12 protein-coding genes are annotated in these 23,323 nt (G+C 72.4%); 11 read left to right on the top strand and 1 reads right to left on the bottom strand.

Features of this window, described 5'->3' with window-relative positions; translation table 11 throughout:
• Positions 1 to 100: 100 nt before the first annotated feature.
• From SY2F82_RS30935 to SY2F82_RS30895, 9 genes are all read left to right on the top strand, one after another.
• Positions 101 to 2,005, top strand: coding sequence for an ABC transporter ATP-binding protein (locus SY2F82_RS30935; RefSeq protein ID WP_200422482.1), 1,905 nt, complete (start codon positions 101 to 103; stop codon positions 2,003 to 2,005).
• Positions 2,002 to 3,870, top strand: a complete 1,869-nt coding sequence (locus SY2F82_RS30930) for an ABC transporter ATP-binding protein (RefSeq protein ID WP_200422481.1) — start codon at positions 2,002 to 2,004, stop codon at positions 3,868 to 3,870. Before SY2F82_RS30935 ends, SY2F82_RS30930 begins: the two co-directional genes overlap by 4 nt.
• Before the next feature lie 48 nt (positions 3,871 to 3,918).
• Positions 3,919 to 5,649, top strand: coding sequence for an ABC transporter ATP-binding protein (locus SY2F82_RS30925; protein ID WP_200422480.1), 1,731 nt, complete (start codon positions 3,919 to 3,921; stop codon positions 5,647 to 5,649).
• Complete coding sequence (locus SY2F82_RS30920) at positions 5,646 to 7,412, top strand: ABC transporter ATP-binding protein (protein WP_200422479.1); 1,767 nt, start codon at positions 5,646 to 5,648, stop codon at positions 7,410 to 7,412. Before SY2F82_RS30925 ends, SY2F82_RS30920 begins: the two co-directional genes overlap by 4 nt.
• Before the next feature lie 147 nt (positions 7,413 to 7,559).
• Entirely contained in the window at positions 7,560 to 8,477 is a 918-nt protein-coding gene (locus SY2F82_RS30915) for a hypothetical protein (protein ID WP_200422478.1), read from the top strand.
• A complete protein-coding gene (locus SY2F82_RS30910; protein WP_200422477.1) occupies positions 8,474 to 13,000 on the top strand; it encodes a caspase family protein in 4,527 nt (1,508 codons plus the stop codon). Before SY2F82_RS30915 ends, SY2F82_RS30910 begins: the two co-directional genes overlap by 4 nt.
• Before the next feature lie 253 nt (positions 13,001 to 13,253).
• Complete coding sequence (locus tag SY2F82_RS30905) at positions 13,254 to 15,296, top strand: M4 family metallopeptidase (protein ID WP_200422476.1); 2,043 nt, start codon at positions 13,254 to 13,256, stop codon at positions 15,294 to 15,296.
• A 241-nt stretch (positions 15,297 to 15,537) separates the two neighbouring features.
• The gene (locus SY2F82_RS30900; protein WP_200422475.1) at positions 15,538 to 17,196 is read left to right on the top strand and encodes a M4 family metallopeptidase; all 1,659 of its coding nucleotides are present in this window, start codon (positions 15,538 to 15,540) and stop codon (positions 17,194 to 17,196) included.
• Between the two features lie 65 nt (positions 17,197 to 17,261).
• Entirely contained in the window at positions 17,262 to 17,768 is a 507-nt protein-coding gene (locus SY2F82_RS30895) for a DUF1990 family protein (protein ID WP_200422474.1), read from the top strand.
• An 84-nt stretch (positions 17,769 to 17,852) separates the two neighbouring features.
• On the opposite strand, the gene SY2F82_RS30890 is transcribed toward SY2F82_RS30895, so the two are convergent.
• On the bottom strand, positions 17,853 to 20,477 hold the full coding sequence (locus tag SY2F82_RS30890) for a glycosyltransferase family 1 protein (protein WP_200422473.1): 2,625 nt from the start codon (positions 20,475 to 20,477) through the stop codon (positions 17,853 to 17,855).
• Between the two features lie 409 nt (positions 20,478 to 20,886).
• Between SY2F82_RS30890 and SY2F82_RS30885 the strand changes: the two genes are divergently transcribed.
• Together SY2F82_RS30885 and SY2F82_RS30880 are read left to right on the top strand one after the other, a co-directional pair.
• Complete coding sequence (locus SY2F82_RS30885) at positions 20,887 to 22,089, top strand: S8 family peptidase (RefSeq protein WP_200422472.1); 1,203 nt, start codon at positions 20,887 to 20,889, stop codon at positions 22,087 to 22,089.
• A 233-nt stretch (positions 22,090 to 22,322) separates the two neighbouring features.
• Positions 22,323 to 23,323: maltotransferase domain-containing protein (locus tag SY2F82_RS30880; RefSeq protein WP_200422471.1), on the top strand; the 1,001-nt coding region annotated here is incomplete at its 3' end.

Raw genomic sequence — 23,323 nt, 5'->3', positions numbered from 1 at the left:
GTACGGCCCCTCGAACACCCAGGTCGTAGGACCAGCGGTGGACCTCGGCCGGGCCGAAACTCGGTGGGCAGTGTCAGTGCCGATCCGTAGGCTCGCACTGATGCCGACGACACGTGCAACCACCAGCGACCGTTCCGCCGTCCGCACCCTGCTGCGCCTGTGGCCGTATGTGCGCCCGGTGCGGCTGCGGCTGTTCACGGCGGCGTTCGTGGCGATCGTCGCCTCCTGTGTGGGGCTCGTCATCCCGCTCGTCCTGAAGTGGATGGTGGACGGCCCCGTCACCGACCGGGACCCGGCGGGGGTGTGGCTCGGCGCGCTGTACCTGCTGCTGCTCGGGATCGCCGAAGCCGGGCTGTTCGGGGTGCGGCGGTGGCTGGTGGCTCGGCCGCTGTCGCGCGTCGAGGCGGAGATGCGGGCGGACCTGTACCGGCATCTGCAGCGGCTGCCGGTCGCCTTCCACGACCGGTGGGCGTCCGGGCAGTTGCTGTCCCGGGGCACGACGGATCTGATGCTGCTGCGTCAGTTCCTGGCGTTCCCGCTCACGTTCCTGCTGGTGAACGGCGTGACGATCCTGGTGGGTGTGGTCATCATGCTGCTCCAGGACTGGACCCTCGGACTGGTCGTGCTGGGGCCCGGCATCCCGGTCGTCGTGATGTGCTGGGTGTTCGAGCGGCGGTACGCGCTCGTGGCGCGGCGGGCGCAGGACCAGGTGGGCGACCTGACGACCGTGGTCGAGGAGAGCGTGCTCGGCATCCGCATCATCAAGGGGTTCGGGCGGCACCGCAGCCAGGCCCGGGCGTTCCGGGAGCTGTCGCGGACGCTGCGCGGGACGGAGCTGGCGAAGGCGCGGCTGCTGGCGGCGATCTGGGCGGTCATCGTGACGCTGCCGGAGGTGGCCCTCGGGGCGGCGCTGGTCGTCGGGGCGGTGCAGGTCGCGGACGGCGGGCTGTCGGCGGGAACGCTGGTGGCCTTTCTCTCCACGGCTCTCGCGCTGCGGTGGCCGGTGGAGTCCATCGGCTTCCTGCTGGCGATGAGCCAGGAGGCGGCGACGGCAACGGAGCGGTACTTCGAGGTGATGGACGAGGAGCCGGAGGCCGACCTGGCTGCGGGCAGTCCTGCCGTTGGGGGGATGGGGGTCCCCCCGCTCGAGCGAAGTCGAGAGGGGAGGACGGTGGGCGCGGCAGCGTCTCGGACCGCCGAGCTGCGGAACCGACCCCCGGCCGGCACCAGCACCGAGCAATCCGACGGCCTACGGTTCGACAACGTTTCCTTCCGCTACCCCGACGCACCGACCGGCTCCAAGCCGATCCTCGACGGCATCGACCTCCACATCCGTCCCGGCGAGACCATGGCCCTGGTGGGCGCCACCGGCAGTGGCAAGACCACCCTCACCGCGCTCATCCCCCGCCTGCACGAGGTGACCTCCGGACGCATCACCCTCGACGGAGTCGACATCACCGCCATGTCCCGGGAAGAGCTCCGCTCCAAGGTGGCCGTCGCGTTCGAGGAACCCACCCTCTTCTCCGCCACCGTCGCCGCCAACGTCCTCATGGGCGCCCCCGACACCGCCGGCGAGAAGGAACTGGAGCGCGCCCTCGCCGTCGCCCAGGCCGACTTCGCCCACGCCCTCCCCCAGGGCACCCGCACCCAGGTCGGTGAGCAGGGCCTCAGCCTCTCCGGAGGGCAGCGGCAGCGCCTCGCGCTCGCCCGCGCCGTCGTCGGCAGCCCCCGCTTCCTCGTCCTGGACGACCCCCTCTCCGCCCTCGACGTGCACACCGAGGCCGCGGTCGAGGCCGCCCTGCGCCGCGTGCTCGACGGCACGACGGCCCTGGTCGTCGCGCACCGCCCGTCCACCGTCCTGCTCGCCGACCGCGTCGCCCTGCTCTCCGGCGGCCGTATCGCCGCCGTCGGCACCCACCAGGAACTGCTGCGCGGCAACGCCGAGTACGCCCATCTGATGTCCGGAGACCCCGCACCCTCCCAGGACAGCGAGGAGGTCCTATGACGGCGCCCACGACGACCGCGCCGAACGACGAGGAACAGGACCGGGAGGGACCCGCCCCGGACCCCGCCGCCTCCGACGACCCCTTCGACCGCGACGCCCTCCCCACACCCCCGGGAGCCACCGCCGCGCTGCTGCGCTCGCTGCTCGCCCCGCTCAAGGCCCGAACGGCCCTGACCTGTGTCCTGCTGCTGCTCCAGCAGGCGGCGGTGCAGGTGGGCCCGCTGCTGGTGGCGTACGCCATCGACCGCGCCGTACCGGCGTTGCGCCACGGCGACCACGGCCCGCTGATCGCGGTGGCGGTCGGCTACCTGCTGTCCGCCGCTGCCTCCGGCGTCCTGCAGTACGCGTTCACGATCGCCTCCGCCCGCGTCAACCAGGATGTGCTGCTCGATCTGCGCGGCCGCATCTTCCGCCACGCGCAGGCGCTGAGCATCGACTTCCACGAGCGCTACACCTCGGGCCGGCTGATCTCGCGGTCCACGACGGACGTCGAGTCGCTGCGCGAACTGCTCAGCGAGGGCCTTCAGGAACTGGTCACGGTCATCCTGTCGTTCGTCTACATCTCGGCGATGCTGCTCTGGCTCGACCTGGGCCTCGGCGCGGTCGCGGTGGCCTCCCTGGTGCCGCTGTACGGGCTGGTCCGGCTCTACCGGCGCCGGGCGGGACGCGTCTTCCGCAGGCGGTCGACCGCGATCGCCGCGGTGATCGTGAAGTTCGCGGAGACCATGAACGGCATCCGCCCGGTGCGCGCGTTCCGCCGGGAGGAGGCCAACGACGCCGACTTCGGCGTCCTGAACCGGCGGCACGAGCGGACCAACGGCGACGCCCTGCTGGAGATGGCCCGCTATGTCACCGGCTCCCGGCTGATCGCCAACTCGACGGTGGCCGGAATCGTGCTGTGGGGCGCGTACCGGGTGGCGGAGGGCTCCCTCGCGCTGGGTGTCCTGGCGGCGGCGGTGCTGTATCTGCGGCGGCTGTACGACCCCATCGACCGGCTCGGCATGTTCCTGAACTCCTACCAGTCGGCCGCGGCCTCGCTGGAGAAGATCGCGGGGCTGCTGGCGCAGACGCCGTCCGTGCCGGAGCCGGCCCACCCGAGCGGGCTCCCGCCGCTGAAGGGCGACCAGCCGGGCCGCGAGGTGGTCTTCGAGGAGGTCCGCTTCGCGTACCGCACGGGCGGCGAGGTGCTGCCGCGCTTCTCGCTCACCCTGCCGGCCGGGCAGACGGTGGCGGTGGTCGGCGCGACCGGCGCGGGCAAGTCGACGCTCGCCAAGCTGCTGGCCCGTTTCTACGACCCCACCGACGGCCGCGTCCTGCTGGACGGCGTGGACCTGCGCGACCTCGCGCTGCCCGACCTCAGGCGCGGAGTGGTCATGGTGACCCAGGAGGCGTTCCTGTTCTCCGGGACGGTCGCCGAGAACATCGCGATCGGCCGCCCGGACGCGACCCGCGAGGAGATGGAGCGGGCGGCGAAGGCGATCGGCGCGCACGACTTCATCGCCGCGCTGCCGGAGGGCTACGACACCGACGTCCGCAAACGCGGCGGCCGGATCTCGGCCGGGCAGCGGCAACTCGTCGCGTTCGCCCGGGCGTTGCTCGCCGACCCCGCGGTGCTGATCCTCGACGAGGCGACCAGCTCCCTGGACGTCCCCGGCGAACGGGCCGTGCAGCGGGCGATGGAGACGGTGCTGCGGGGCCGTACGGCCGTGGTGATCGCGCACCGGCTGTCGACGGTGGAGATCGCCGACCGGGTGCTCGTGATGGAGGGCGGCCGCATCGTCGAGGACGGCAGCCCGGCGGAACTGATCGCGGGGACGGGACGGTTCGCGGATCTGCACCGGGCCTGGCGGGACAGCCTGGCGTGAGCGGAACGGCGAGATCGGCGAGAACCGGAAGAACGGGGAGACGGGACGATGATCGACGCGTACGAGGATCCCGGGAAGCCCGACTGCCGTGACGGCTGGCGGTATCTGTGGTGGCTGGTGACCCGGCAGCCGGGGCGGTCCGTCGCGGGGGCGCTGCTCGGCAGCGTCTGGATGGTGCTGATGGCGGCGACGCCGTACCTGATGGCCCGTGCGGTCGACGAGGGTCTTCGCCGGGGTGACACGGGCGCCCTCGCCGGATGGTCCACGGCGCTGTTCGCGGTGGGCGCGTTCAACGCGTGGCTGAGCATCATGCGGCACCGGGTGATGACCCGGGTGCGGATGGACGCCAACTTCCGCACGGTGAAGGTGGTCGTGGGGCACGCGGTCCGGCTGGGGGCCGCGCTGCCGCGGCGGGCCGGGGCCGGTGAAGTGGTCACCATCGGTGTGAGCGACGTGCAGACGATCGCCGGCGCCCTGACCGTCGTGGGCCCCGGTGTCGGCGCGGTCGTCGCCTATCTGGTGGTCGCAGGGCTGTTGCTGTCGGTCTCCGTGCAACTCGCCGCGGTGGTGGTGCTCGGCGTGCCGGTGATCGCCCTGATCGTCGGACCGCTGATGCGGCGCCTGCAGGACACGGAGGCGGAGTACCGGGAGCGGCAGGGTGTGCTCACCGCCCGGATCGGCGACCTCGCGGGCGGGCTGCGGGTCCTCAACGGCCTCGGCGGCAAGGGGCTGTTCGCGGACGCCTTCCGCCGGGACTCCCAGCGGCTGCGGGAGCAGGGATACCGGGTCGGGTCGGTGACCAGCTGGATGCAGGCGCTCGGGGTGGGGCTGCCGACGCTGTTCCTCGCCGTCGTGACGTGGCTCGCGGCGCGGCTGGCCGCCCGGGGGGACATCACCGTGGGTGAGCTGGTGGCGGTGTACGGGTATGTCGCCGTGATCGTGCGCCCGGTCGCGGCCTTGATCGACTGGGGTTACCAGGTCGGCCGGGGCGTGGTGGCCGCCCGGCGCGTCGTACGGCTGCTGCGGATGGAGCCGGAGCCGGACGACGGCACGCGCGACGCTCCCCCGGAGCCGTCCGTGCTGCACGACCCGGAGTCCGGGGTGCGGGTGGTGCCGGGGCGGCTGACCGCCCTGGCCGGGGCACGGCCCGCGGACACCGCAGCGGTCGTCGACCGCCTGGGGCGGTACGTCCCGTCGGAGGCGACCTGGGGCGGGGTGCGCCTGGACGACATCCCGCTGTCACAGGTGCGGGAGCGGATCCTGGTCGCCGACAACGAGGCCGACCTGTTCGCCGGCACGCTGCGCGAGCTGGTCGCGGGCGCCCGGCAGGCGGAGGACGTCGATGACGCGGCGATCGGCAGGGCGGTGCACGCCGCTGTCGCCGACGACATCGTGCAGGGCCTGCCGGACGGGCTCGGCTCGGCGATCGACGCGCAGGGACGCAACCTGTCCGGCGGCCAGCGGCAGCGCGTCCGGCTCGTGCGGGCGCTGCTCGCCGACCCCGAGGTGCTGCTGGCCGTCGAGCCCACGTCGGCGCTGGACGCGCACACCGAGGCGGCGGTCGCAAAACGGCTGAGGGAGGCGCGCGAGGGCCGTACGACCGTGGTGACCACCACCTCCCCGCTGGTCCTGGACCGCGCGGACACCGTCCACTACCTGGTCGACGGCAAGGTCGCGGCCACCGGGAGCCACCGGCGGCTGATCGAGGCGGAGCCGGGCTACCGGGCGCTGGTGGCGCGGGACACCGACACCGCCGATGCCGAGGAGGTCGTGGCGTGAACCGGGGACATCTGCCCGTGGCCGAAGCCGTCGACGTGCGGCGGGCCGCCGTACGGCTGGTGCGGGCCGACGGGCGGGCCTTCACCGCCGTACTGGTCCTGAACGCGGCGGCGGCCGGGGCCGGGCTCGCCGGGCCGTGGCTGCTCGGGCGGATCGTCGACGAGGTCCGGTCCGGGGGCGGCGTCGGTGCGGTGGACCGTCTGGCGCTCGGCATCCTGCTGTGTTCGCTGGCACAGTTGCTGCTGTCGCGCTGGGCCCGGTACGTGGGGCACCGCTTCGGGGAGCGGACCCTGGCCCGCGTGCGCGAGGAGTTCGTCGACCGGGTCCTCGCACTGCCCGCGTCCGTGGTGGAGCGGGCCGGCACGGGGGACCTGACCGCGCGCGGCACCGCCGACGTGGCCACCGTGGGCACCACGTTGCGCGACGCCGGCCCCGAGCTGCTGATCAACACCGTGCAGGCGCTGTTCCTGCTGGGCGCGGTCTTCGCGCTGGACCCGCTGCTCGGCGCGATCGGCGTGTTCGCCCTGCTGCCCATCTGGTGTGTGCTGCGCTGGTATCTGCGCCGGGCCAGGGACGGTTACCTCGCCGAGGGCGAGGCGAACTCCCAGGTCGCGGAGATCCTGGCGGCGACGGCGTCCGGGGCGCGCACGGTGGAGGCGTTCCGGTTGCAGGAGCGGCGGATCGTGACGAGCCGGGACGCGCTGGACGTCTCCCGGCGCCGGCGCCTGTACACGCTGTCCCTGCGGTCCGTGTTCTTCCCGGTGGTGGAGGTCTCCTATGTCCTTCCGGTGGCCGGGGTGCTGCTGGCCGGCGGGGTGCTGCACGCGCACGGGGTGATGAGCCTGGGGTCGGTGGTGGCCGCGGCGGTGTATCTGCAGCAGTTCAGCTCACCGCTGGACGAGATCCTGATGCGGGTCGAGCAGTTGCAGAGCAGCGGTGCGTCCTTCGCCAGGGTGGAGGGGCTCGCCCGGGCCCCGCAGGCCGACCCGGAGGGCACGCCGGCCGTCCCGGCGGACGACCGGATCGACGTGACGGACGTGCGCTACGCCTACGACCGCGGGGGTGAGGTGCTGCGCGGGGTGGACCTGTCCGTGCGGCCGGGGGAACGGCTGGCGGTGGTCGGCCCCTCCGGCGCCGGCAAGACCACCCTGAGCCGGCTGCTGGCGGGCATCGACGCGCCGACCGGGGGCTCGGTGACGGTGGGCGGTGTGCCGGTCGCGGACCTGGGGCCGGAGCGGCTGCGCCGCCAGGTGGTCCTCGTCACCCAGGAGCACCATGTCTTCCTCGGCACGGTCCGCGACAACCTGCTCGTCGCCGAACCGTCGGCGACGGACGAGCAGTTGTGGGCGGCGCTCGCCGCGGTGGGCGCCGACGACTGGGTGCGGGAGCTGCCGGACGGCCTGGACTCCGGGCTCGGGCCGGCCGGGAGCCGCACGGACGGCTCACAGGCCCAGCAACTGGCCCTGGCCCGGGTGGTGCTGGCCGACCCGCACACGCTGATCCTCGACGAGGCCACGGCCCTGCTGGATCCGACGACGGCCCGCCACACGGAGCGCGCGCTGGCGGCGGTCCTGAAGGGCCGCACGGTCATCGCGATCGCCCACCGCCTCCACACGGCCCACGACGCGGACCGGGTGGCGGTGATGGAGAACGGCCTCCTGACGGAACTGGGGACGCATGAGGACCTGGTGACGGCGGACGGGGCGTACGCGGCGCTGTGGCGGACGTGGCACGGGGACGGCAGGTCCCCGGCCGCCGGGTGACGGCACCCGGAGAAGCCGGACAACATACCGCCACCGGCGCCCTGTCGGATCCTGAGCGCCCGAAGACGCGTCCGGTACACCGGATTCGGTGTGCGCCGCGAGCCGCTGCGCAATCATGGCCCTGCGGGTCGAGACGAGGAGGGCCGCGTGGCACGAGTGGTCGTGGTGCATGGAGTGGGACAGCAGTTCCTCGGGCGCAACTCCCTGCGTGATCCGGTCGCCGCGGCACTGGCCGACGGAGTGGAACTCGCCGGCGCGGCCGACGGCTTCGGCCCGCAGCTCGTGGATGTCGCCTTCTACGGGAACGTCTTCCGCGCACCCGGCGCCAAGGGCGACGGTGGTCTTCCGCAGCGTGCGACCGACCTCGACGACCCGTTCGAGATCGAGCTCCTCGACGCCTGCTGGGCCGCCGCCGCGCAAGCCGAACCCGACCGGGTGCCGCCCCCGGAGGGCTCCGCGGCGGGCAGCAAGGCGCCGACCCCGCAGACGGTGCAGCGGGCGATGAACGCGCTGCTGCGGTCGCGGTTCCTCTCCACCGCGGTGGCGGAGCGGTTTCTGCTCGGTGTGCTGCGCCAGGTGCGCCGCTACTTCACGGAGGAGCCGGTGCGGGCGCGGGCCGTCGCGGCCGTGGCCGCCCGGATCGAGGCGGACACCACGGTGCTCGTCGGTCACTCCCTGGGCTCGGTCGTGGCGTACGAGGCGCTGTGCGCGCATCCGCACTGGCCGGTCCGAACGCTGGTGACCCTCGGTTCTCCCCTGGGCATGCCCAAGCTCGTGTTCGACCGTCTGCGGCCGTCGCCGGAAGCGGGGCGAGGCCACTGGCCCGAGGGCCTCGAGAGCTGGGCCAACGTGTGCGACCGGCACGACGTGGTCGCCTCGGTGAAAGAGCTCGCCCCGTGGTTCACCCCGCCGGCCGCCGACGGTGAACGCCCGGCCGGGCGGTCGGCACCGGAGATGCTGGACGTCCTGGTGGACAACGGCTGGAAGGTGCACGACCTGCTGCGCCATCTGACGGCCCGGGAGACGGGAGAGGCGATCGGCAAGGGCCTCGGGACCGTGCGGTGAGCACCGGCGGCCCACGGCGCCATGTGCTGGCCTTCGGCACCGAGCGGTACACGCACGAGGAGCTGCCCGCGTTGCCGGGCGTGGTCGAGGACCTCCCCGCCGTCATCGGCTCGCTGGCCGGTCTCGGCTACGAGTCGGCGGCGGTCTTCCCTGAGGGACTGCTCAATCCGCGGGGGCCCGATGAGGTCGTACGGCCGATGCTCCGCTGGCTCGACGAGGCGTTCGAGGACGGCGACACGCTGGTGATCTACTTCAGCGGTCACGGCCAGGAGGAATCCGGACACCACTACCTCCTGTGCGCCGACTCCGAGACGGGCCCGGCGGAGCTGCGGATCAGTGCCTTGCCGGTCGGACGACTCGTGGAGTTGCCCGCGCTGAAGGGCGTGAGCCGTCTGCTGCTGGTGCTCGATTCCTGCTACGCGGGAAGGGGCGCGGTCGACGCCCTGGAGCAGGCGGTACGGGCGAAACTCGCCGTGGCCGACGCACCGGGTGCCGATCACCGCTTCCTCAAGGCGTTCGGGGTGCTGTGTGCCGCCAGGATCCTTCAGGAGGCGCGCGACGGGGTCTTCAGCGCGGCGCTCTCCACGGTGCTGACCGATGAGGCCCGGCTCGGCAACCGCGCCAGTCACATCAGCCTGCCCGAGCTCGTGAGGGGGCTGAACGCCGAGTTCCGCCGCCGGGGCGTCGAGCAGCGGGCCGACTGGGCCCAGTTGTGCGACGACACGGTGGAAGGCGACCTGACCACGGGTTTCTTCCCCAATCCCTACTACGTGCCGCAACTGCTCGTGGAGGGACGCGAGTTCGACCTCGCCGAACAGCGCTTCTTCGTCCGGCGGCTGGGGCTGCGCACGCAGTCGGAACTGGCCGAGCAACGGCGCCGGGACGCCGAGCTGATGGACCACTTCTCCCCGCGCGGGACCGGCAGACAGACCGTCAACGAGGTCGGCCACTACTTCACCGGACGCGGCCGGGTGCTCGAGCGGCTGGCCGGCTGGCTCAGAGGAGAAACCGAACGCCAGGTGCGTGTGTTCGTGGTGACCGGGCCTCCGGGCGTGGGCAAGTCGGCGGTCCTGGGGCGGCTGGTGGCCCTCTCGGATCCACGGGTGCGCGAGACCATACCCGCGGACACCGTGTCGGCGGGCGCCCGACTGCCCGTCGGGGTCGTCACGGTCGCGGTGCACGCCCGGTCCCTCACCCTCGCGCAGATGACGGCGGCCCTGGCCGCGGCCGTCGAGGCGCCCGAGCCGACCGCACGGAGCCTGCGCGAGCGGCTCGCCTCACTGGACACCGTCGCCACGATCGTGGTGGACGCCCTGGACGAGGCAGGATCGTCCCAGGGCGAGGAGCGGCAGATCGCCCAGTTCCTCGGCCGGCTGGTGGCGGACGCCCCCAAGCTGCGGCTCCTCATCGGCGTCAGGCCGCACATCGTCGGCACCGTCGTCACCGGCGTCCGGCAGGCGGAGGTCATCAACCTCGCGGACCCCGCCTGGACGGACCCCGACGACCTGGTCATGTACGCCGAGCAGCTGCTGCGCGCTCCGCACGGCCCGGGCAGCGACACCGGGTTGCCCGCGGAGCACATCAACCGCATCGCGACGCACATCGCCGCCTCCAGCCACCCCCTGTTCCTCGTGGCCCGGCTGGTCGCCCGTGCCGTGGCCACCCGCGGGGCCGGGGACGCCCCCGGCCCGGCGGAGCTTCCCGCGCCGGTCCGGGAGCACAGCCCGGAGGCCGCCGTGGGCCGGGCCTTCACCTGGGCGCTGGAACTGCAGCTCGGCCGGGAGGAGGCCGCACACGTACGGACGTTGCTGCTCCCGCTGGCCTACGCGGAGGGCCAGGGCATGCCGCTGTCGCAGATCTGGTCGGTCCTCGCGTCCCGCCGGCCGTCCGAGGCCGCGCGGACCGCCGAGCGGCTGCTGCACCTGCTGCGCAGCGATGTCGTCGGACCGTACGTCGTCGAGGCGGTCGACGACGAGGGCCGCTCCGTCTACCGGCTCTACCACCAGTCCCTCGCGGACAACCTGAAGAAGGACGCGCCTGACGACGTCTGGGCCCGCTGGTACCGGCGGCTCCTCGGCACCGTTCCCCGGACCCCGGACGGCCGCCGCCTGTGGCGCCAGGCCGACCCCTATGTGCTGCGCCATCTGCCGGCCTGCGCGGCGGGCGCCGGGCTGCTGGAGGAACTCGTCGGCGACGCCGAGTTCCTGGTGTACGCCCACCCGGTCGGGCTGACGCCGCTGCTGCGCGGTCTGCAGTCCGAGTCCGCACGTCTCGCCGCCGCCGTCTACCGGGCGCACCTGGAGCAGCACCGGGGACTGGAGCCCGAAGAGCGCCGCCATGTCCTGAGCTGCGACGCGGCCAGGCACCGGTACGACGCCATGGTGCGGAATCTGAACCGCGGCGGCCGTCACCAGCGCTGGAAGCCGCTGTGGGCGGCCGCGGGCCGGCCCCCGGCGGCGCTGTCGCCGCAGCTGGTGCTGGAGGGGCTGCCTGCTCCGGTCGTCGCCGTGTGCCACGCGGAGCTGGAGGGCCGCGGCGTCGTCCTCGGGGCCGAAGGGCACAAGGTACGGGTCTGGGGCGCGGAGACCGGCCTGCCGCTCGGTGAGTTCGAGTACGGGGAGCAGGAGCGGGTCAGCGCGTTGGCGTGCACGACGGTGGACGGACACAGCACGGTGGCCGTCGGCACGGAGGACGGCACCGTGTGGCTTCACGACCTGGTCACGCACACGGTCGTCGCCGCGCGGGGGCACAGGGCACGGGTGACCGGCCTGGTCTGCACCGCGCTGCAGGGCGACCCGGTCGTGGTCAGCGCCGACGCGGACGGCACGCTGAGGACGTGGGACCCCGCCGGCGGGGCGTCCCTGCCGCATACCCTCACCCTCGGGGCCGGTTGCTCCGGTGCCCTGGCCGGTGCCACGGTGCGCGGACGGCCGGTGGTGGTCGCCGGTGACCGGCTGGGCGCGCTGCACGTCTGGGACCTGACGTCCGGAGACTCCCGCTCCTCGGATCCCACCGACTCCCGTACCTGGAAAGCCATGGACCACCGCCCGTGGGACATCACATACTCCCGGCCCTCCAAGGCACCGCGGCAACGGTTCGCCATCCGCGCGGTGTCCTGTGCCGTCGTGCACGGGCAGCCGGTCGCCGTGACCGCGGACGGCGCGGGCGTGCGGCTGTGGGCGCTGACGACCCGGGGGCCGATGGAGATCTCCGCTCGGTTGCCGGCTGTGCAGGCGACCGGCGTCGCCTGCATCAGCCTCGACGAATGGGCCGTCGCCGTCATCGGGGCCCGGGACGGCTCCGTACACCTGCTGGACCTGGCACTGCGCGAAACCGTCGCCTCCTCCGGGTCCGCGACTTCCGGCGCGGTCCTCGCGGTGCACGGCTTCGGCACGCTGGGCGTCGCCACCGCCGTCGTCGGGACCGAGGACGGCTCGGTCCGGGTGTGGGATCTCGCCCTGGCTCCCGGCGGATCGTGGGAGGGGCACAGCGCACCGATACGCGCGGTCGCCCTCAGCCACTACCGGAGCCGGCCGGTCGTGGTGACCGCGTCCGAGGACACGACCCTGCGGGTGTGGGACATGGCCACGGGCGCGCCCGCCGCTCCCGTGGTCACCGACGGCATCAGCCTGTTCATGGCGCTGGCCGCGGGACGGTCGCACGACCGTGCCCTGGCGCTGACGAGTTCGGCGAACCGCCCGGCGGAGGTGTGGGACCTGACGACCGGCACCACCATGGACCATTTGGCGCCGTGCTGGGCCACGGCGGTCGCGGTGAGCACGGTGCAGGACCGTGCCGTCGCCGTCACCGCCGACCATCTGCACCGGCTGCGTGTCCGGGATCTCGAGACGGGTATGGCCCTGTTCGGCCTGCCGGGCCACACGGCACGCGTGACCGCCCTGTGCGGCACGGTCGTGGCGGACCGTCCGGTCGTGGTCTCCGCCGCCGAGGACAGGACGGTCCGCCTGTGGTCCCTGGTGGACCAGCGCGAGGAGTCCTGTCTGGCCTGTCTGTTCCCGCCCGTCGCACTCGCCTGCGTGAGCCTCGGCGACCGGCCCGCCGTGCTGATCGCCTTCGAGGACGGCACGGTGCGGATCTGGGACGGTCACCGGGATTCCGTCCTCCTGCGCCACCCGGGCATCATCACGGCCCTCGCCTGCACGGTCGTCGACGGCCGCCTGGTGCCCGCCACCGGAGGCCGGGACGGCGCGGTGGCGGTGTGGGAACCGGACCACGGGGAGTGGCCGGAGCTTCCCCCTCAGAACCCGGCGGACGTGTTCTCCACACCCGCCCGATCGCCGGTACGCGGCCTTGAGTTCGGGCCGGGGGGCCGGCTTGTCGTCTGCGTGGACCGGGACGTCTACGTCTTCGGAAGGGCCCGTGACGCGGCGCCCGACGGGGATCTCCCCCAAGTCCCCGGGTCGGGCCACGAACTGCCACCGCGTCCCGTATCCGCCCAGGAGCCCGGACACATATCACCTCCTCCCCGAACCTCTGGAAAACGATCCGTATATCGGACGTGACCAACCGGCCAACGAACGATTTCCGGCCAACCTCTTGATGCGATCCTGACAACTTCATCGCTCTCTGCCACGCTTCCCACGGCCCCTCCACAGCAACCCCACAGCTTCGACCGCTGTGCCGGGCCGAGGCACCCTTCACGCACTGCGCACCCGCACCTGGTTCCGCGTTCCGCCCCTGTTCTGCCCGGACGGCCCACCCTCCGTCCGGTCTCCCCTGGCCGCGCGACCCGCGGCCACGCAGAAGGAGTCAGTGTTGAGAAGCAGTTCCTCTCGCAGACGCACCTCCCACACCCCCTCCCGCCGCGCCGCCGCCGTCGCCCTCGTCGGCGTCTCGGCCCTGCTCGCCGCCGCCGTCCAGTCGGGCGCCGCGAGCGCCGCCCCGGCCGGCCCCGCCGCCGGGAAGTTCGACCCCGCCCACGCGGCCATGAAGCTCTCCCCCTCGCAGCGCGCCGAGCTGATCCGCGACGCCGACGCTGCGAAGGCGGACACCGCCAGGGCGATCGGCCTCGGCGCCCAGGAGAAGCTGGTCGTCAAGGACGTCGTCAAGGACGGCGACGGGACGCTCCACACCCGCTACGAGCGCACCTACGCCGGCCTTCCCGTCCTCGGCGGCGACCTGGTGGTCGACACCGGCAAGTCGGGGACGCCGCAGAAGGTCGTCAAGGCCACGCAGGCCGCCCTCAAGGTCGCCTCGCTGACCCCCGCGATCGCCCCCGCGAAGGCGGAGACGCAGGCGCTGTCCGTGGCCCGGGCGGCGGGCTCGAGCAAGACCTCCGCCGACAGCGCGCCCCGCAAGGTGATCTGGGCGGCGAGCGGCAAGCCGGTGCTGGCGTACGAGACGGTCGTCGGCGGCTTCCAGGACGACGGCACGCCCAACGAACTGCACGTCATCACCGACGCCGCCACCGGCAAGGAGCTGTACCGCCACCAGGGCGTCGAGACCGGCATCGGCAACACCCAGTACAGCGGCCAGGTCACCCTGACCACCACGCAGTCCGGGTCGACGTACACGCTGAACGACGGCTCGCGCGGCGGGCACAAGACGTACAACCTCAACCGCGGCACCTCCGGCACCGGCACGCTGTTCTCGCAGTCGAGCGACACCTGGGGCAACGGCACCACGTCCAACGCCGCGACCGCGGGCGCCGACGCGCACTACGGCGCGGCCGTCACCTGGGACTTCTACAAGAACGCCTTCGGCCGCAGCGGCATCAGGAACGACGGCAAGGCGGCCTACTCGCGGGTCCACTACGGCAACGCGTACGTGAACGCGTTCTGGGACGACGGCTGCTTCTGCATGACCTACGGCGACGGCTCCGGCAACGCCGACCCGCTGACCTCGCTCGACGTCGCCGGGCACGAGATGAGCCACGGCGTCACCTCCAACACCGCGGGGCTCAACTACAGCGGCGAGTCCGGCGGTCTGAACGAGGCGACCAGCGACATCATGGGCACCGGCGTGGAGTTCTACGCCAACAACGCCTCCGACCCCGGTGACTACCTCATCGGCGAGAAGATCGACATCAACGGCGACGGCACCCCACTGCGCTACATGGACAAGCCCAGCAAGGACGGCGGCTCCGCCGACAGCTGGTACTCCGGCGTGGGCAACCTCGACGTCCACTACTCGTCGGGCGTGGCGAACCACTTCTTCTACCTCCTGTCGGAGGGCAGCGGCGCCAAGGTCATCGGCGGGGTGAGCTACAACTCGCCGACGTCGGACGGGCTCCCGGTCACCGGCATCGGCCGGGACAAGGCGCTGCAGATCTGGTACCGGGCGCTGACCACGAAGTTCACCTCGACCACCAACTACGCCGGCGCCCGTACCGGCACGCTCGCCGCCGCGGGTGAGCTCTACGGCACCACCAGCGCCGAGTACAAGGCGGTGCAGGACGCCTGGGCGGCCGTAGCGGTCGGGTCGCGCTCGGGCGGGGGCGGCGGCGGTGGCACGTCGTACGAGAACACGACCCCGGTGTCCATCCCGGACAACGGACCCGCCATCACATCGTCGATCACCGTCTCCGGCAGGACCGGCAACGCGCCGAGCAACCTCCAGGTGACCGTCGACATCACGCACACCTGGCGCGGTGACCTCGTGATCGATCTGGTCGGTCCCTCGGGCACCTCCTACCGCCTGAAGAACTTCAGCTCCTCCGACTCGGCGGACAACGTCAAGGCGACCTACACGGTCAACGCCTCCTCGGAAACGGCCAACGGAACCTGGAAGTTGAAGGTCCAGGACCAGGCGGCTCAGGACGTCGGCACCCTCAACAGCTGGAAGCTGACCTTCCCGTAAACCGCCCCCGAGCAGCGCGGAGAGGGCACCGTCCCCGAGGTGGGCCACCTCGGGGACGGACCCGTTTACATGCCCGCAACGTTCACCTGCGAGTCGACTTTCGGCCAACATCACTTCGAAGTCCTGACATGTACGCGACCGCATGTCACGCTTCCACCGCTGCCGCACATGCACCGCAACTTCACGACCGATCCGGTCGGTAACCCCACGCCGACCGGAATCCCCCACAGAAGGAGCTTGTGTGACTCCCCGCTACGCGCGTCACCAGCGCACCACGCTGGCCATCGCCACCGCCGTCGCCGCCGGAGCCCTCCTCACCACGGGCCTGACCGCGAACGCCTCGGCCCAGACCCAGGCCGCCTCCGCCGGCCAGGCGCCCCTCGCCGCCGCCCCGACCTATCTGTCCGCCGCGGCCCGCACCTCGCTCATCGCGAAGGCCGAGGAGAACGCCACCGAGACCGCGCGGCAGATAGGCCTCGGCGCCCAGGAGAAGCTGGTCGTCAAGGACGTCGTCAGGGACGTCGACGGCACGGTCCACACCCGCTACGAGCGCACCTACGCCGGCCTTCCGGTCCTCGGCGGCGACCTCGTCGTCCACTCGAAGTCCGGCAGGACCGAGGGCGTGACCAGAGCGAGCGGCGCGGCCATCAAGGTGGCCTCGCTCAAGCCGCAGATCGCCCCCGCCAAGGCCGAGAAGCAGGCGCTGACCGTCGCGAAGGCCGCGGGCTCGGACAAGACCGCCGCCGACAGCGCGCCCCGCAAGGTGATCTGGGCGGGCAGCGGCAAACCCGTCCTCGCCTACGAGACGGTCGTCGGCGGCCTCCAGGACGACGGCACCCCGAACCAGCTGCACGTCATCACCGACGCGGCCACCGGCAAGAAGCTGTACGAGTACCAGGGCATCGAGACCGGCACCGGCAAGAGCCTGTACTCGGGCACGGTCACCCTGAACACCACCCTGTCCGGGTCGACCTACCAGCTGTACGACACCACGCGGGGCGGCCACAAGACGTACAACCTCAAGCACAGCAGCAGCTCGTCCACGGGCACCCTGTTCACCGACTCGGACGACGTCTGGGGCACGGGGACGGCCTCCAGCTCGTCCACGGACCAGACGGCCGCCGCCGACGCCGCCTACGGCGCCCAGGTGACCTGGGACTTCTACAAGAGCACCTTCGGCCGCAGCGGCATCAAGAACGACGGCAAGGCGGCCTACTCCCGCGTCCACTACGGCAACGCCTACGTGAACGCGTTCTGGGACGACAGCTGCTTCTGCATGACCTACGGCGACGGCTCCGGCAACACCCACCCGCTCACTTCTCTGGACGTGGCGGGTCACGAGATGAGCCACGGCGTCACCTCCAACACCGCGGGGCTCAACTACAGCGGCGAGTCCGGCGGTCTCAACGAGGCGACCAGCGACATCTTCGGCACCGGCGTGGAGTTCTACGCCAACAACGCCTCCGACCCCGGTGACTACCTCATCGGCGAGAAGATCAACATCAACGGGGACGGCACCCCGCTGCGCTACATGGACAAGCCCAGCAAGGACGGCGGCTCCGCCGACTACTGGTCCTCCGGCGTCGGCAGCAAGGACGTGCACTACTCGTCCGGTGTCGCCAACCACTTCTTCTACCTCCTGTCGGAGGGCAGCGGCGCCAAGACGATCAACGGCGTCAGCTACAACTCGCCGACGTCCAACGGCTCCACGGTCACCGGCATCGGCCGCGCCAAGGCGCTGCAGATCTGGTACAAGGCGCTGACCACGTACATGACGTCGACGACGAACTACAAGGGCGCCCGCACGGCGACCCTGAACGCGGCGTCCGCCCTGTACGGCTCCGGCAGCACCGAGTACAACGCGGTGGCGGCGGCCTGGTCCGCGGTCAACGTGAACTAGCACGCACGCCGACACGGCGGGCCCCGGCGGGAAGGTCACGCCGGGGGCCGCCCTAGGCTGGGCCCATGTCCTTCACCTACGAGGATGTCGGCGCCACCCGCGAGCCCGGCCACTGCCCCGAGGGCTTCCGCCCCCTGCACGTCCGTGCTCGCATCGGCGAGGGCGAACAGGTGTTCCACAGGGCCGCCGAGGCGGTCCTGACCTGGGAACTGCACCGGGCGATCGGCGTCGGAGTCTCGGTCACCGAGGACAGGGCCGCCCCGGGGGTGGACGTCACCATCACCCTGGCCGGCATGATCAAGGCCCCGTGCCGCGTGGTCTGGACGCTCGAGGAGCCCCGCCGCGCCGGCTGGGCGTACGGCACGCTGCCGGGCCACCCGGAGTGCGGCGAGGAGTCCTTCGTGGTGGACCGCACGGGCGACGGCACGGTCTGGCTGACGGTCAACGCCTTCAGCCGCCCGGCGAAGTGGTACTCCCGGGCGGGCGGTCCGGCGGCGCGGGGCTTGCAGCACGCCTATGCCCGACGGTGCGGGGCTGTGCTGCGGAGGCTGTGCGGGGATCCGGACGAGTGAACCGTGCGGCCGCGCGGTCGGTTGCGCGCAGCCGCACGGTCGCCGGCCCACGATCTGCCTGTTCGGCGCTCCCTCGGGCGGCCCCTACCGCATCAGCACCCCCGCCGCCCCCACCACGTCCTCCGACGGCACCGTCACCAGGCCCAGTTCCGCGCTCGACGCCAGCAGCCGGTGCGACGGCAGGATCCGGACCGTGTAGCCGAACGGGCCCGTGCGGTCCAGGGACAGGGGTCCCTCGTACAGCCAGCGGCCTTCGGTGTCCGGGCCGCCCGCCGGTTTCAGCGGCACCGGTGTCGCGTCCTCCAGGCGGTCCTCCATGTCCACACGGCCCGCCACCGCCTGCACCTCCACGTCGTCCGGCCCCAGCTCGCCGAGGCCGACCCGGACGCGGAGCGCCAGCGTCGTGCCCAGTTCCGCCGTCTGAGTCGTGGCCGACGTCTCGACGTGGTCGACCGTGACCGACGGCCAGGCGGAGCGCACACGCGCCTTCCAGCCCGCCAGCTCCCGCGCCGCCTGAGGTGTCATCGACCGGTGCGCGTGGGCCGCCGGGGTGTACAGGCGCCCCACGTACTCCCGGACCATCCGGCCCGCCAGCACCTTCGGGCCCAGGTGCATGAGGGTCTGGCGGACCATCTCGATCCAGCGGTCCGGCAGCCCGCCCTGGCCCCGCTCGTAGAAGCGCGGCGCCACCCGCTGTTCCAGCAGCTCGTACAGCGCCGCCGCCTCGAGGTCGTCGCGCCGGTCCTCGTCCGTGCCCGCGCCGTCGGCGGTGGGGATCGCCCAGCCGAAGTCCGGCTGGAACCATTCGTCCCACCAGCCGTCGAGCACCGACAGGTTGAGGCAGCCGTTGAGCGCCGCCTTCATCCCGCTCGTTCCGCACGCCTCCAGCGGGCGCAGCGGGTTGTTCAGCCACACGTCACAGCCCGGGTAGAGCTTCTGCGCCATCGCCATGCCGTAGTCGGGGAGGAACACGATGCGGTGGCGTACGCGTGGGTCGTCCGCGAACCGGACCAGCTCCTGGATCAGGCGCTTTCCGCCGTCGTCGGCGGGGTGGGCCTTCCCGGCCACCACGATCTGGATCGGGTGTTCGGGGTGCAGCAGCAGTTCCATCAGGCGGTCGGGGTCGCGCAGCATCAGCGTCAGACGCTTGTACGACGGAACGCGGCGCGCGAAGCCGATCGTCAGGACGTCCGGATCGAGGACGCCGTCGATCCAGCCCAGCTCCGCCGTTCCGGCGCCACGCTGCCGCCAGGACGCGTACAGCCGCTCCCGGACCTCGAGGACCAACTGCTCGCGCAGCACCCGGCGCAGGTCCCAGATGTCCTGGTCGGGGATCTCCGCGATCGCGTCCCAGCGCTCGCGACCGCCCTCCGTCATGGCGTCCTCGGTGCGCTCGGCGCCGATCTGCCGCGCGCCGAGCCGGAACACCTCCGGTGCCACCCAGGTCGGCGCGTGCACCCCGTTCGTCACGGACGTGATCGGCACCTCGTCGGCGTCGAAGCCCGGCCACAGACCCGAGAACATCTCCCGGCTGACGTTGCCGTGGAGGAGGGACACCCCGTTGGCGCGCTGGCCGAGACGGAGGCCCATCACGGCCATGTTGAACAGGTTCGGTTCGCCGCCCGGGTAGGTCTCCATGCCGAGCCGCAGGATCCGTTCCACGTCGATGCCCGGCAGCTCGGCGTCCGGGCCGAAGTGGCGGGCCACCAGCTCGCGGTCGAAGCGGTCGATGCCGGCCGGGACGGGGGTGTGGGTGGTGAAGACCGTGCCGGCGCGCACGGCTTCCAGGGCGGAGTCGAAGTCGAGGCCGCCCTCGCACAGTTCCGCGATCCGCTCCAGTCCGAGGAAGCCCGCGTGCCCCTCGTTGGTGTGGAACACCTCCGGCTCGGGGTGGCCGGTCAGCCGGCAGTACGTGCGCACGGCGCGCACCCCGCCGATGCCGAGCAGCATCTCCTGCAGCAGCCGGTGCTCGCTGCCGCCGCCGTACAGCCGGTCGGTGACGCCCCGCTCGCCGAAGTCGTTCTCCTCCACGTCCGAGTCGAGCATCAGCAGTGGTACCCGGCCCACCTGGGCGAGCCAGACACGGGCCTTCAGACGGCGGCCGCCGGGCAGGCCGAGGGAGACCTGGGCGTGGGTGCCGTCCGGCTCGCTCAGCGGCGTGAGCGGCAGCTCGTGCGGGTCGAGCACCGGGTAGTGCTCCTGCTGCCAGCCGTCGCGGGAGAGCGTCTGCCGGAAGTAGCCGTGCCGGTACAGCAGGCCCACGCCGATCAGCGGGACGCCGAGGTCGCTGGCCGCCTTCAGATGGTCCCCGGCGAGGATGCCGAGCCCGCCCGAGTACTGGGGCAGCGCGGCCGTGATGCCGAACTCGGGCGAGAAGTAGGCGATGGCGGCGGGGAGGCCGGAGGACCGGTCCTGGGACTGGTACCAGCGCTCGCCGGTGACGTAGTCGTGCAGATCGTCGGCGGTCGCGGTGAGGCGGCGCAGGAAGCGGCGGTCCTCGGCCAGTTCGGCGAGCCGGGCGGGTGGCACGCCCCCCAGCAGCCGCACCGGGTCACCGCCCGAGGCGGCCCACCGCTCGGGGTCGACGGACTGGAAGAGGTCGCGGGTCTCGGCATGCCACGACCAGCGCAGATTGCGCGCCAGATCGCTCAGCGGCTGGAGGGGTTCGGGGAGGACGGGACGTACGGTGAACCTGCGGATGGCCTTCACGAATTCCACCTTCACGGAGGACGTACGTAGCGTCTCCGACGGTACGCTGCGCTCCGCCGTGAGGGCGACGGCGGCTGCGCGGGTTACCGCCGGGTTCGTAGGCACCCGGGAGTGCGGCGGCCGTCGCCGGGGGCTCCGGCCCCGTACCCCCGATCGGCCTGAACGGCCTCGTCCCCAAGGGCCGGGCGGGCTGGTGGCACCGGACCCGGCTGCGCCGCGGACCCGTAGCTCTCCATGCGAGCCGACCGAAAAACAACGCAACTTTTACACATCCGCCATCCACCGATATGGCCGATTCCCCACGCATAGGCGACCTTGTGGCGGTTCGCCCTCGCACGAGAGGCTTCAGGCGGCGTACCGGTCGTGAACTGCGGCCGGGCCGCGCCGAGTTGGGAGGGGAACTCGAGTCATGGCACGGATGAGAAAGGCGCGTCTGCGCTGGGCGGGCGGTCTGACCACCATCGCCACGGTCGCGGCGCTCGCGGCCGTCGCACAGCCCGCGCAGGCCGCCCCGGAAGGAACCGTCCTCGGCGCCGGTGCTCCCGGCGCCGTCAGCGGCAGCTACATCGTGACGCTCAAGGGGGGAACGGAGGCCCTGTCGGCCGCCGGCAAGGGCATCGCCGAGAAGTACGGGGCGAGAATCAGCCACACCTACGGCAGCGCGCTCAACGGCTACGCGGTGACCGTCGACGAGCGGCAGGCCCGGCGTCTCGCGGCCGACTCCCGCGTGGCCTCGGTCGTCCAGGACACCCGGGTCGCACTCGACCACTACCAGAAGAACCCGCCCTCATGGGGCCTGGACCGGATCGATCAGCCGAACCTGCCGCTCGACAAGGGCTACACCTGGCCCGAACCGGCGGGAGCGGGCGTGACGGCGTACGTCATCGACACCGGCATCCGCATCTCGCACAAGGACTTCGGCGGCCGGGCGACCTACGGCTGGGACTTCGTCGACAACGACGCGACCGCCCAGGACGGCAACGGACACGGCACGCACGTGGCCGGCACCATCGCGGGCACCACGCACGGGGTGGCCAAGCAGGCCGAGGTCGTCGCCGTGCGCGTCCTCGACGACAACGGCTCCGGTACCACCGCGCAGGTCATCGCGGGCATCGACTGGGTGACCAAGCACGCGAGGAAGCCCGCGGTGGCCAACCTGAGCCTGGGCGGCTACGCGAACGCCCAGCTGGACGCGGCCGTGCGCAACTCCATCGCCTCCGGCGTCACCTACGCGGTCGCCGCCGGCAACGACGGGCTCGCGGCCGGCCTGTACTCCCCGGCCCGGGTCGATCAGGCCATCACGGTCGGCGCCAGCGACCGCAAGGACGCCCGGGCGAGCTTCTCCAACTGGGGTCCGAGCCTGGACCTGTTCGCCCCCGGCGTGGCGATCACCTCGGACTCGAACACGAGCGACACCGGCACCGCCACGCTCTCCGGCACATCGATGGCGACACCACACGTCGCAGGCGCCGCCTCCCTCTACCTGGCCCGCCATCCCAAGGCCACCCCGGCGGACGTGAGCCAGGCCCTCGTACGGCGGGCGGTCTCCGGGAAGATCAAGGGAGCGGGGATCGGGTCGCCCGACAGGCTGCTCCAGGTCGACAATCCTTGACCCCCGGTTAACCGGACACGCGTACGCTGACCGGCCTCGCCCCTTGTCACGGGCGGGGCCGGTCCTCTTGGCTGTACTGAATGCGGCCGGTCTTGAGCGTAGACATACGCGTGAGTAGTTAACAAAGTGCCGGAATGCCCACCCGTACTGCGGGAAGGCTCCTCCGGTAACCCCGCCGGCCCACCTTCCGACACCCCATCCGCCCGGACATGTTGACGCGGACAGGAGCGGTCATGCCCCCGACGCACCACTCGCCGGCACCCCCGGCACCTGGCACCAACCCCGCACGACACACCGACGCCGGTCCCCCCGCCCAGCGGCAACCCGCCTCGGACGCGGGGCCGAGCCCGGCGCCGGACACCGGCCCCGTCCTCGGACGCATCCCCATCCTCGACGTGCGCCCCCTCGTCCTCGGTGGCCGACGTCCGGCCAAGGCCGTGGTCGGTGAGGAGTTCGAGATCTCCGCGACGGTCTTCCGCGAGGGCCACGACGCCGTCGCCGCGAACGTCGTCCTCACCGACGCCGAAGGCCGCCGGGGACCCTGGACACCGATGCGTGAACTGGCCCCCGGCACCGACCGCTGGGGCGCCACCGTCTCTCTGCCGAGTGAGGGCCGCTGGACCTACGTCGTGGAGGCGTGGAGCGATCCGGTCAGCACCTGGCGCCACCACGCGGGGATCAAGATCCCGGCGGGGATGGACACCGAGCTCGTCCTGGAGGAGGGCGCACGGCTGTACGAGCGCGCGGCCACCGGCGTCCCCGAAGGCGAGGACGGGCAGGGCGTGCTGCCGGCCGCGGCCCGTGCCCTGCGCGACACCGGCCGCCCGGCCGCCTCCCGCCTCGCGGCTGCGCTGACTCCCGAGGTGGATGCGGTGCTGGCGCGGTATCCGCTGCGTGAACTGGTGACGGTTTCGGATCCGTTGCCGTTGGTGGTGGAGCGGGAGCGGGCGTTGTTCGGGTCGTGGTACGAGTTCTTCCCGCGTTCGGAGGGGACTGCGGAGCGGCCGCACGGGACGTTCCGTACGGCGGCGCGGCGGCTGCCGGTGATCGCGGGGATGGGTTTCGATGTGGTGTATCTGCCGCCGATCCATCCGATCGGGACGACGTTCCGCAAGGGGCCCAACAACTCTCTGTCGGCGGGGCCGGGGGATGTGGGGGTGCCGTGGGCGATCGGGTCGTCTGAGGGCGGTCATGACGCGGTGCATCCGGATCTGGGCTCGGTCGAGGATTTCGA

It is taken from the genome of Streptomyces sp. Y2F8-2 (genome assembly GCF_014905555.1).
GTDB lineage: Bacteria > Actinomycetota > Actinomycetes > Streptomycetales > Streptomycetaceae > Streptomyces > Streptomyces cynarae.
This window is presented reverse-complemented; position numbering and strand designations above follow the sequence as displayed.